General features: G+C 47.8%; 7 protein-coding genes. 2 read left to right on the top strand and 5 right to left on the bottom strand.

Going from position 1 to position 12,731, the window contains the following annotated elements; all coding sequences use genetic code 11:
* Nucleotides 1-33: 33 nt before the first annotated feature.
* The 3 genes from MYF79_RS07365 to MYF79_RS07355 all read right to left on the bottom strand — a co-directional run bounded on the left by MYF79_RS07365 (nucleotide 34) and on the right by MYF79_RS07355 (nucleotide 5,366).
* Nucleotides 34-1,101: a UDP-glucose--hexose-1-phosphate uridylyltransferase gene (locus MYF79_RS07365; protein ID WP_247813236.1), complete on the bottom strand. Its 1,068-nt coding sequence runs from the start codon at nucleotides 1,099-1,101 to the stop codon at nucleotides 34-36.
* Between the two features lie 66 nt (nucleotides 1,102-1,167).
* Nucleotides 1,168-2,334 (bottom strand): galactokinase, encoded by a 1,167-nt coding sequence (galK, locus tag MYF79_RS07360; RefSeq protein WP_247813235.1) that lies wholly within the window; start codon nucleotides 2,332-2,334, stop codon nucleotides 1,168-1,170.
* Nucleotides 2,335-4,340: 2,006 nt separating this feature from the next.
* On the bottom strand, nucleotides 4,341-5,366 hold the full coding sequence (locus tag MYF79_RS07355) for a LacI family DNA-binding transcriptional regulator (protein ID WP_247813234.1): 1,026 nt from the start codon (nucleotides 5,364-5,366) through the stop codon (nucleotides 4,341-4,343).
* A gap of 134 nt (nucleotides 5,367-5,500) precedes the next feature.
* Between MYF79_RS07355 and MYF79_RS07350 the strand changes: the two genes are divergently transcribed.
* Together MYF79_RS07350 and MYF79_RS07345 are read left to right on the top strand one after the other, a co-directional pair.
* Complete coding sequence (locus tag MYF79_RS07350; RefSeq protein ID WP_247813233.1) at nucleotides 5,501-6,625, top strand: acyltransferase family protein; 1,125 nt, start codon at nucleotides 5,501-5,503, stop codon at nucleotides 6,623-6,625.
* A 75-nt stretch (nucleotides 6,626-6,700) separates the two neighbouring features.
* The gene (locus MYF79_RS07345) at nucleotides 6,701-7,486 is read left to right on the top strand and encodes an SDR family oxidoreductase (RefSeq protein WP_247813232.1); all 786 of its coding nucleotides are present in this window, start codon (nucleotides 6,701-6,703) and stop codon (nucleotides 7,484-7,486) included.
* Between the two features lie 235 nt (nucleotides 7,487-7,721).
* On the opposite strand, the gene MYF79_RS07340 is transcribed toward MYF79_RS07345, so the two are convergent.
* Both MYF79_RS07340 and MYF79_RS07335 read right to left on the bottom strand, forming a co-directional pair.
* Nucleotides 7,722-9,152 (bottom strand): SusD/RagB family nutrient-binding outer membrane lipoprotein, encoded by a 1,431-nt coding sequence (locus MYF79_RS07340; RefSeq protein WP_247813231.1) that lies wholly within the window; start codon nucleotides 9,150-9,152, stop codon nucleotides 7,722-7,724.
* Nucleotides 9,153-9,175: 23 nt separating this feature from the next.
* Nucleotides 9,176-12,373, bottom strand: coding sequence for a SusC/RagA family TonB-linked outer membrane protein (locus tag MYF79_RS07335; RefSeq protein ID WP_247813230.1), 3,198 nt, complete (start codon nucleotides 12,371-12,373; stop codon nucleotides 9,176-9,178).
* Nucleotides 12,374-12,731: the final 358 nt, after the last annotated feature.

Here is a 12,731-nt window from a genome sequence, read left to right as displayed (position 1 = left end):
TTGGTTCAAAAAAAGAATAAACAAAAAACAAGTCTATGCAGGCACCCCTGCTTTTTTATAATGCACAACCGGCAGGTCTCTTAACCGTCCGGCAGCATATTCCGGTGTAATATCCCTTTGAGGATGCGCCAGCATCTCATATCCTACCATAAACTTCTTCACAGTGGCAGAGCGCAGTAATGGCGGATAAAAGTGCATATGCCAGTGCCATTCAGGGTGGCTTTCACCGTCATTGAACGGCATCTGGTGCATACCTGCTGAATAAGGGAATGATGTTTCAAACAGATTATCGTAGCGGGTGGTCAGCTCTTTCAGGATAGCTGCCAGTCCGTCACGTTCTGCTGGTGTAAACTGTAACAGGTGTTGTACATGGCGGCGGCTGATGATCATTGCCTCATAAGGCCATACAGCCCAGAAAGGCACCAAGGCCACAAAGTGTTCATTCTGTGCGATGATACGCTCTTCCTGTTTCAGTTCTTTTTCCAGGTAAGCAGACAACAGGCTACGTCCATGCTGCTGATAATAATTACGCTGCTGGCGTGTTTCCTTTTCTATCTCCATCGGCACATCTTCAGACGCCCAGATCTGTCCATGCGGATGCGGATTACTGCATCCCATGATCTCACCTTTGTTTTCAAAGATCTGTATATACTTGATGAAAGGCACTGCGGCCAGTGATTCCAGTTCGGTATGCCAGAGGTCCACCACTTTCCGGATATCGGGCAGTTCCATTTCAGGTAATGTCAGGTCGTGACGTGGGCTGAAGCAGATCACGCGGCAGATGCCTTTTTGTGAGCGGGCTACCAGCAGTCCGTCTTCATTCTCACCTCCCTGTGGCGTGTCTGCCAGGAGGGCAGAGAAATCGTTTGTAAAAGCAATTGGTCCGGTATAAGCCGGGTTCTTTGTTCCATCAGCACGGGTATTGCCCGGGCATAAATAGCAATCCTCTACGTAAGCCGGACGCTGTACCAGCGAAGGCGACTCCACCTTTCCCTGCCAGGGGCGTTTGGAACGGTGGGGTGATACTAGTACCCATTCTCCTGTCAGGATATTCAAACGGGTATGAGGATGAGCTGTCAGATCAAAAGTATTTTCAGGCATTCTCTCAGAACATTTAATGAAGGACTGGTCTTGAATAGGTATAGGGACCAGTCCTTTTATCAGCGCTTAATTGTTAACTAAATTATTTACGGTACGGCATCCATCTTCTATGCTGGTAACGTATGCCTTCAGCGGAGTTTTGAACTGTTGTTCATAACCGGCAGCGGCTTTTTCCAGCAGCGCGGGCACGGCCGACTTTTTCACGATGTTGATCGTACAGCCACCGAAGCCACCACCCATCATACGGGCGCCGAGCACTCCCTGCTGACCCGCAGCAAATTCTGCCAGCCAGTTCAGTTCAGGGCAGCTTACATTATATAGTTTATCCAATCCTTCGTGTGTAGCGAACACTTTCTTACCGAATGCATGCAGGTCATTACGTTGCAGGTCTTCACATGCATCCTGCAGGCGTTGTATTTCTTCCACTACGTAACGGCAGCGGTTATACACAGTAGCATCGTGCCCTTTCACATAAGCATCCAGCATATCCATATTGGCATCGCGCAGGCTGTTCACATGCGGGTGATGTTTTTTGATCAGTGCCACACCTGTTTCACATTCTTCGCGGCGGGTATTATATTCTGAGGATGCCAGGGAGTGTTTTACCTGTGTATCCAGCAGCACCAGGCTTACATCATCAAAGTTGAAAGGAATATATTCATACTCCAGTGAAGCGCAATCCAGTTTGATGAGCTGTTGTTTTTTACCGAACATGCTCGCAAACTGGTCCATTATACCGCAACGCACGCCTACGAAATGATTTTCCGCAGCCTGTGCCAGCAGGGTCATGTCTCTGCGACCTATTTCCAGTCCGAAGAGCTCATTCAATGCGAAGATCGTTGCGCATTCCAGTGCAGCGGAGGATGAAAGGCCAGCGCCCAGGGGAACATTACCGCAGAAAGCACATTCAAATCCACCGATGATATGACCTGCCTGTTGGAGTTGCTGTACTACCCCCAGCAGATAATCCGGCCATTGCTGGGCGGTGCGTACCACCTGGTCCAGTGTACCTTCATAGCTGTCATTTACATCCAGTGCATGTAAGACGATCTTGTTATCATTACGTTTTACAATAGCCAGGTAAATGGCTTTGTCTATTGCAGCGGGCAATACAAACCCGTTATTGTAGTCGGTATGCTCTCCGATCAGGTTAATACGCCCTGCCGCTCTTACCATAATTGGTTCCTGGTCAAAATGCTGCTGGGAAAAGGCGTTTAATTTAGCTTGCTCCACTGTGTATTTTTTTAAATTTGATATACTAATGGGAGATTGCGCTCCCCTAAGACTTAGTTCTATGTAACCTCTTCTCTACTAACTGTTTTCGATCTCCTCTGAAGACGTCGTGAAATTTTCCAACATTAGGCCCGGCCGGGGCCATTCCATACAAACCAGCTGACGGCCCTACTATGCAGGCTGTCTATTGTCGGCTGTTCTGCGTTCATCTGTAAACTGTATTGTCAATGGATGAAGAAACCCTGTTGACATTAAAATCTAACCGTGGATCTACTCATGGAATTTTTATTTATGTGGAATAATTCTCAAAGTTAAATGATTTACGTAAACGATTACAATACTTCTCTCTCAATTACGGTGCAGTACGCTTAACCTATTGGCAGTTATCTCAATAAATCATTGATAAACAACACCGTATAGAAAAAAGGATGTGGAATAGACATTAAATGTAATCGTTTACTTTCAATTTTGCAAGCGTTGGCCGATTGGCTTGTGTTGTTATTAGTAATTCCCCAAATATGTCGTTAACTGAAAGGGATACGCGGCTCTCAGGTGGAATCCCTGGCTGTACTTCTTTGAAGTTCCTTAATATTGGGCATTTGGAGGGCGTATTGGGCCTTGGTATACCCATTAAATCCCTGGTAGGTCGCATCAGCCCACTTCAAAGAACTAAGGCCAGGGATTTCCACCTGACACCGCCGGTTCCTTCTGCCCTTCCTCTTAATCCATTGAGATACAATACCGAATCCTGTATAGTGAATATCCTGAGGACTGTTTTATAACTATTTAAAGTGCACTTAGCCTGTCCTATTCCTTTCAATAATTTACCGGCAGGTGTGGCATAATGTCTTTAATCAGAATCGTCCCTCCTCATCAGAAGCACTTCCTCAATTATTAAAGCGGAAGCCATGAACTACGACAGCAGCAGATGGAGATTGCTGGCCTTAGCTATTTGAAGTATGCTGACGCGACCTACCAGGGGTTTAATAAATATCCAAAAGCTACATACGCTACCAACTGCCAAATAGAAAGGAACTTCAAAGAGCTACAGCCAGCAAGCCCATACTGCTGCTGACGGTATGCCTTCACAATAATTATCGAAAGGAAATTAAAGAAGCGGAAGCCATGAACTACGGCAGCAGCAGATGGAGATTGCTGGCCTTAGCTATTTGAAGTATGCTGACGCGACCTACCAGGAGTTTAATAAATGTCCCAAAGCTACATACGCCGCCAACCGCCAAATAGAAAGGAACTTCAAAGAGCTACAGCCAGCAAGCCCATACTGCTGCTGACGGTATGCCTTCACAATAATTATCGAAAGGAAATTAAAGATGCGGAAGCCCTGAAATACGGCAGCAGCAGATGGAGATTGCTGGCCTTAGCTATTTGAAGTATGCTGACGCGACCTACCAGGAGTTTAATAAATGTCCCAAAGCTACATACGCCGCCAACCGCCAAATAGAAAGGAACTTCAAAGAGCTACAGCCAGCAAGCCCATACTGCTGCTGACGGTATGCCCTCGTCATTAAAGTCGAAAGGAAATTAAGAAAGCGGAAGCCATGAAATACGGCAGCAGCAGATGGAGATTGCTGGCCTTAGCTATTTGAAGTATGCCGACACGACCCACCAGGAGTTTAATAAATGTCCCAAAGCTACATACGCCGCCAACCGCCAAATAGAAAGGAACTTCAAAGAGCTACAGCCAGTAATCCCATACTGCTGCTGACGGTATGCCCTCGTCATTAAAGTCGAAAGGAAATTAAGAAAGCGGAGGCCATGAAATACGGCAGCAGCAGATGGAGATTGCTGGCCTTAGCTATTTGAAGTATGCTGACGCGACCTACCAGGAGTTTAATAAATGTCCCAAAGCTACATACGCCGCCAACCGCCAAATAGAAAGGAACTTCAAAGAGCTACAGCCAGCAAGCCCATACTGCTGCTGACGGTACGCCCTCGTCATTAAAGCCGAAAGGAAATTAAGAAAGCGGAAGCCCGGAAAGAGAAGATCACTGTTTCTGAGAAGACTGCCTGAACCGCGTCACAGGCTCCAATACAATTTTCGTCCGCGTCTGCTGACTCACCACACCATTACCCTCGATCAATTCCATGAGCAGGCGGAACGCCTCCTTCCCCATCTCTACGGTCTGCTGATCAATACTCGACAAACTGGGTGTAATATGCTCGTCAAAAGACTCATTCGCAAATCCGACAACCCCGAAAGACCCAGGAATATCGATATGCTTATCTTTCAACTCCTTCACCGCGCCCAAAGCCGTAAAGTCTTCTACGGCAAAGACAGCATCCGGCGGCTGAGGTAAAGATAAAAAGTATTGAACAGCCTGACGGCCGGCATGAATAGAAACATCGCCGAAATAGACAAGCGCTTCCTCTACGGGAACACCATGATCTGTTAAAGCTGCTTTATACCCCTCCAGGCGATCCTTGAAGATCTTGAGATGCTGCTGCCCGGCAATATGGGCAATCCGCTTGTACCCCTGCTTCAACAGGTGATCGGTAGCGAAATAAGCGCCCTTGAAGTCGTCAACTACGACGGATGGGATATTGAGACTGTCATTAGCACGGTCAAAAAACACCAGTGGCACCCCTCTTTCCTTGATCTCCAGGTAGTGGCTGAACTCCATCGTCTCTTTGGCAATGGACGCCAGAATACCATCCACACGGGTGCTCAGGAAGGTCTCTATCGCCTTCTTCTCATATTCCGGCTGTTCATTGGACTGGTAAATCAGCACATTGTAACCATGCTGGTTCGCCATGCTTTCAATACCATGTACAACGGACCCGAAAAAGTTGATTTCTGCACTGGGAATGATCACACCGATGATGTTGGTACGCCCGGACCTGAGTGACCAGGCGATCCTGTCCCGCCTGTAATTCATTTTTTCTGCAGCAGCCTGCACCAGCTTACGTGTTTCTTCACTGGTGCCTTTGCGGTTGTTCAGTGCGCGGGATACAGTAGCACCCGTTAAATTCAGCTCTTTAGCGATGTCTGCTATGGTGACTTTATTATTCAACAAGGGGTAGCTTTACCACTAAAGTAAAAAATTCATTCCGGATACGCTAAAATTTCTGGCTATGCGTAGTAAAATGGTTGTATTATATTTATAGGCAACCAATTTCTATTTTTCCAGGTAACATAATTATGACTATGAGCCAAGCTACACCACAGCGCTTTTTACCGCTGGACGTTTTCAGGGGACTGACCGTATGTTTTATGATCATTGTGAATACGCCGGGATGGGACACGGCCTATTCCATTCTTAACCATGCAAAATGGCATGGCTGCACACCTACCGACATGGTATTCCCTTCCTTTCTCTTTGCCGTGGGAAATGCGATGAGCTTCAGCATGCGGAAGTTCTCACAGCTGGACAACACAACTGTGCTGGCCAAAATCTTCCGCCGCACCATCCTCATTTTCCTGCTGGGATACCTGATGTACTGGCTGCCCTTTGTACGGCATACCGATACCGGCCTGGAATTTATCCCTATCTCAGACACCCGCATCCTGGGTGTATTACAACGCATTGCCCTCTGTTACTGCTTTGCCTCCCTGCTGATACACTACCTGCCTAAAAAAGCGGTATGGGCAGTCAGCGCATTATTCTTACTCGGCTACTGGGCTATCATGTATTTCTTCGGCGATCCGGCAGATCCCTATAGCCTGACCGGTAATGCCGCAATACATTTCGATAAACTGATACTGGGCGAAAGCCACATGTATCATGGAGAAGGCATTGCATTCGACCCCGAAGGATTGTTAAGTACCCTGCCCGCAATTGTCAATGTCATTGCAGGTTACTATACAGGACTGTTTATCCAGGAACATGGTAAAACAGGCCTGGGCCGCAAGCGCCTGTTACAAATGGGCGGACTGCTGATATTGCTGGCTTTGTTGTGGAACACCATGTTCCCGATCAACAAAAAGCTCTGGACCAGCTCTTATGTGCTCTTTACCGTGGGAATTGACCTCTGGATCCTCGCAATACTGATCTATGTGATCGACTATAAAAAACAGGACCGCTGGACCGGCTTCTTCACCGTTTTCGGCAAAAACCCGCTGTTCCTCTATCTACTGTCTGAAGTACTTGTTATTTTCCTTTACTTCTTCCAGGTAGGCGATATGAGCGTGCACCGCTGGATCAACACCTACATTTTCCAGGCAATACTTCCCGGTAAACCAGGTTCCCTCCTGTTTGCCCTGCTATATATGCTGCTGTGCTGGTCTGTAGGCAAAATACTTGATAAAAAGCGTATATACATACGTGTTTAGATCAGGATGTCCTATCTTAGCTAAATAATCGACGGCTTTTGCAGATCATTGTGTAATAATCAGTTATCTACTAGTATGGAACTATCGTTAAAGGGGAAAACCGCCGTTATCTGTGGAAGCACGCAGGGTATAGGATTGGCTACAGCCAGGGAACTGGCAACACTGGGTGCGGAATGCATCCTGCTGGCCAGGAACAGGGAAACGCTTAAAGCCGTTGTGCCCACACTGGCTACAGATCATTTGCAGGAACACAGTTACAAGGTAGCTGACTTCCGGGACACACAACAGGTGGAACAGACCATCCAGCAAATTGCAGAACAAAAAACGGTGCATATCCTGGTGAACAATACCAGCGGCCCTAAAACAGGCCCTGTAATGGAAGCTGATATTCACGAATTCACAGATGCCTTCCAGCAACACCTGGTCATCAATCATATACTTGTACAAGCTGTCATAGCCGGCATGACCGCTGCCGGCTATGGCCGCATTATCAATATCATTTCAACATCGGTAAAAGCACCGCTCCGGAACCTGGGCGTCTCCAATACCATCCGCGCAGCAGTGGCCAACTGGGCCAAAACCATGGCCGGCGAACTGGCGCCTTATGGCATTACCGTGAACAATGTCCTGCCCGGTACTACCAATACGGCCCGCCTGCAGGCCATCCTCGAACAGAATGCTACCAGGCGCAATACCACCGTGGCCACCATCGAAGAGGAACTGTTGAATGAGATACCCATGAAACGCTTTGCCGACCCGAAAGAAATTGCCGCAGCAGCTGCATTTCTGGCCACGCCGGCCGCCGGGTATATTACCGGTACCAACATCTGTGTAGACGGGGGAAAAACACCTGTGCTATAAACATCATTACAATCTCACAACATGCTATGTGAGATATCCACCTGAGCATATCACAAACAAACTTTTATAGAAAGTAAAGGCCCCGGCAAAAACCGGGGCCTAATTCATCACTTTTTACTATTACAAATTGAACAAGTGTGTATCTGATCTCGCAAAACTCTATATTCCTGCACCAACCTGTAAAGCAAAAACGGAAATTCATTTACGCAAGCGGGAAAACTATCCCGCTTTTATGTTACTCTTTGTCAAACCATAAACGGGTGGTCAGCTGATCAGCGCCCTGGTGAGCCACTGCCGCCTTGTAATTGACCCCGTTCAATGCCTGCTCCGAAGAGGGATACGTTAATCTCAAAGGCACTTTACCTCCCAGCGTTCCTGCATATGCAGGCGGCAACTTCGGATAGTCCAGCCTGCGCCATTCTGCAAACCCTTCCAGTCCTTCTCCAAACAGCGCCAGCCATTTCTGATCGCCGATGGATTGTTTGTAGTTTGCCGGATTGTACACTACTGAAGGTTGCGCCAGGTAAGCGGCTACATTCAGATCACTTACATTGTACTGCTTCAGCGAAGTGGTAACCGCCTGTGTATACAGGGCAGCTGCATCGCCTGACAATAGTCCAACCTGCGCAGCTTCCGCTTTGATGAACCACAGCTCAGCCGCATTGATCAATACCGCAGGGGCTGTGGTGGCAGTGAACACGGCGCCTATATCGGAGGTCTTGTTGAAGCCCAGGCGGGATGCTGAATCCGTCGGCAGACCATTGGTCACACCAACGATCCTGTTCGTATCTCTTGGTAATGCACCATAGATAGACAGCCGCGGATCATTCAGTGCATTCAGCTTGTCCACCACGCTCTTACTGATCCTGTAATCATTACGCGTTTCCCTGTTCTTCGCTACCGGGTTCTGGTTCGGAGATGCCAGGTAGATCAGTTGTGCGTTATCCGCATTGTCTGTGATCAGGTTACTGTTGTCAGCACCTATTTCATCGAATACAGCCTTTGCTGCGTTAAACTCTTTGTCAGAGATACGCAGGGCAATACGCAGTCTCAGCGAGTTGGCAAACTTCTTCCACTTCAGCATGTTGCCGTTGTAGAGAATATCGCCTGCTATCGGATTTTCAGCCGGCGTGATCAGGCCCGCCGCTGTTTTCAATTCTGCCAGGAGACCCAGGTAAACGTCACGCTGCTGATCGTACTCAGGGGTCAGGTATTGCTCGATCTTGCCCGTCTGTTTGTAAGGCACATCGCCATACAGATCTGTCAGCACCTGGAAGATCCATGAACGCATGATGATACCTACCGCCTTATAGTTCGGGTTATGTAGGGTATCTCCCAGCTCTATGAGCTTGGTAAAATCGGCTACGCCCTGTGCATAAAAGTTGTTCCAAACGGCCTGAATACTGGTAGCTGCAGGAATATACCTGTCAGGATCAGTATACTGGATCTTTGCCCAATACTGCACATACAGCAGGCTGGTTTCCATAGAAGCATCAGTGCCCCAGTATGTATCCACATTGGTTTTGATACCGTTGCTCAGCAGGTAGTCCGGCTGTACGCTTTCAGATTCATTCGGATTCTTATTGATGTCTTCCAGCTGTTTCGTGCAACTGCTCAGTATCACTGCTGCACCTGCCAGACCCAATATATATTTAACTAATTTCATGATTGCTACATTTAATCTGTTCATTAAAAGGATACCCTCAGGTTCAGACCCAGGCTACGTACGGTCGGGATCTGTAAGGTTTCAAGACCTTGCCCGTTACCAGTGTTGAATGCTGTTTCAGGATCAATGTTCGGTACCTTCTTGTCAATATACCAGAGGTTACGCGCTGTTACTGTCAGGTTCACCGCCTGCAGTCCCCATTTGCGGATCAGTTCCTGAGGCAGGGCATATCCCAGTCTCACCTCACGCAGCTTGATGAAAGAGGCATCATATACACTGCTCTCGTTCAGGGAAGAGCTGTACACTGATTTATAATAACGCTGTGCCGGCAGGATCGCTTCATTCTTTTTACCATCCGCAGTTACACCATCGAAGATGATACCGTCATGGTAAACGGTTTCTCCGTTCGGAGCTGCAGCGTTGTGATCTGCCAGACGCACGGCAGCACCGGAAGAATTGTTATTGGCATAATAGTATGGAAGACCACCGTGTTCTGCATCACGACCAGGAAGACTGGCTGCCAGTACACCGGTATAGATACCGGTATAGTTGGTACCTGACCAGATGGAACCACCCTGTCTTGTATCGATCAGGAAGCCCAGGGTAAAGCCTTTGAAAGAGAAGTTGTTGTTCACACTTCCGGTCCATTTTGGCGTAAAATAACCCAGCACTTTTTTGTTGTCATCTATCTGTGGCGTACCTGAAGCGCTTACCAGGATACGTCCTTCCGCATCGCGTTTGAAAGCCTTGCCATACAGCGCGCCATAACGTTTTCCTTTGCTGGCCAGTACCTGTATGTTGCCGGAGCTGCCCAGTACATAGTCGTTCAGGAAACCTTCCTTATCCAGCTCTATTACTTTACTGATATTCTTCGCATAGTTGAAGTTGATATCCCAACGGAAACCGGAAGCTGTGGTCACCGGTGTACCACCCAAGGTTACTTCCACTCCATGGTTATTGATCTTACCCGCGTTCAGCAGTTTTTTCAGATAACCTGTTGTGGCGCTCACGTCTGCCAGCAATATCTGGTTGTAACTGCTGGAAGTATAATAGGTCACATCTGTGCGGATGCGGTCATTCAGGAAGCTCGCTTCCAGACCGACTTCTGTTGCTTTTGTAATTTCAGGTTTCAGGTCTTTCTTCAGGAACTTATCATTCACAGTCAGCAGCGGATAGCTGCCAAATGGCTGGCTGAAAGGATAAGTATTTATCAGCTGATAAGGATCTGCATCTTTACCTACCTGTGCCCATCCTCCCCTGACCTTTAACAGTGACAGTACCGGACCTTTAATATCCAGCGCGTCGCTCAGTACTACAGCAGCGTTCACGGAAGGATAGAAATAAGAGTTGTTTGCGGCGGGCAGTGTGGAAGAGCGGTCGTTACGTGCAGTAACGTTCAGGAAGGCCCAGTCCCTGAAGCTCAGCTGTGCGGATGCAAATGCACTGTATACTCTCAGTTTGGTGAAATAGCTGGTAGAGATCAACGGGTCCCTGGAGTTGTTCAGGGTATACACATCTTTCACCGCCAGTTTCGGCGCCTGCTGATAGTTCTGCTCGAACTGGTTGGTACGCTCGTTGGCGCCGATCAATCCGTCAATGGAGAAATCGCTGTTCAGTTTCTTCTTTGCATTCAGCGTGAACTCAATATTGGTTTCTGTTACCAGGTAGTTGTCTTCTGTATAGGAACCAAAGGGCGTACCATTGGTATAGAATGCTACTTTGTACTTACGCTTGTCGTTGTAAGTATCTGTACCTACGCGGAGATTGGCAGAGAGCCAGTTAGTGATATCGTAAGAGAGACGGGCATTTCCGAAGAAACGGTTACGCACCTGTCCTACTGTATTTTCATGCTGGATCCAGTAAGGATTGCTGTAGTAACTGTGGTTCCAGTTGTAGTCTGTACCATCAGCGTTCTTGTAATTACGCAGCAACCTGGTGTCTACCTGGCGTCCAAACCATATAAACTGCAGGGTCACACTGTTACCACGACGGCCATCCACACCCGGCAGGTTGTCTGCACCGCCCCTGGTATAGTTGGCGAATGTGCTCAGCGTCAGTTTGGGAGCAATACGGTAAGTGCTGTTCAGTGTAAATGAGTTACGGGTGATCCCGGTATTAGGCAGTATACCTGTTTGTTTGGTATTATTGAAAGAGAAGCGGTAATCCAGTTTCTCATTGCTGCCGCCTACGGATAAACCATTGTTCAGTGTATAACCTGTTTCATAGAAATCCTTTACGTTATCAGGATGTGGCACAAAAGGCGCCGGCTGACCATTAGAGAAGAACTGCGGAATAAGACGGCCATCCATTTTTGGGCCCCAGCTTTCATCCACACCATCATTCAATCCACCGCCCTTACCATCTACATAGGAGAATTGTCCGCCGGAACCCTGTCCATATACATCCTGGAACTTAGGCAGTACCAGCAGGCTCTCGAAGGTAGCGCTGGAGTTCACAGTAATGCCCAGGCCTTTGGCGCCTTTGCCGGTCTTTGTTTTGATCACCAGTACACCTGCCGCTGCACGTGAACCGTATAATGCGGCAGCGTTAGGGCCTTTCAGTACGTTCAGCGATTCGATATCGTCCGGGTTGAGGTCGGAGATGGCGTTGGCAAAATCACGGCCGGTGCCGACACCCAGCTGACTGTTATCTACCGGTACACCATCTACAATGAACAGGGGCTGATTATTGCCCGCTATGGAAGTTTCACCACGGATGATGATACGGGAAGAACCCAGGTTACCCTGGCTGTTGGTCACCGTTACACCGGCGATCTTGCCTGCCAGCGCGTTGACCAGGTTGGTCTCTTTGGCTTCCGCGATGTCTTTCGACTTCAGTTCCTGTACGGCATAACCGAGGGAACGTTTCTCCCTGGAGATGCCCAGCGCGGTCACCACCACTTCGTTCAGGCGGCTCTCGGTATTTTCCAGTGCAATGTTCACCACCTTGCCTGTACCTACAACCTGATCGACCGGCGTATAACCTATAAAAGAAAAGTGAAGTGTATCTGTTGGTTTTGCAGTGATGCTGAATTTACCATCAGCATCGGTTTGTGTACCACGGGTAGTTCCCTTGATAGTAACGATCGCACCCGGAATACGCTGTGCATCGGAGCGGGAAGTAACAACACCAGATACCTTGTTATCCTGCGCCTGTGCCCACTGCAGGCCCAGTAACACGAACAGCAGTATGCCAGCTGTTGTTTTTAATTGTTTGATCATTGTATCAGATTTACGAATTGTTTTAAGAATGCTTACTGATCTGTCGGGACAAAAAAATTCCATCTGCCAGGCGGAGGCCTGCAGCTACGACGATAAGTTGGTTTACTAATTAATTATCTGAAAACTGGCTTTACATGCACATGTAAGAAGAACAATGCATGCCGGTACAATACCGGGACATGGTTTCGGCTGATTTACTACAGACTGCTGCTGTTGTACCCTGATTGAACATATAGGCTATGACCATTTAATGCTGGCGTTTAATTACCGGCCAAAATTAACATACATTTAGTAATCTACAAAGTAAGTAGACTTAATAGGCTAAATAATATTTATTTCCGTTTAAATAATACCAGAT

This window comes from Chitinophaga filiformis (assembly GCF_023100805.1).
In the GTDB taxonomy this organism is placed as follows: domain Bacteria; phylum Bacteroidota; class Bacteroidia; order Chitinophagales; family Chitinophagaceae; genus Chitinophaga; species Chitinophaga filiformis_B.
This window is presented reverse-complemented; position numbering and strand designations above follow the sequence as displayed.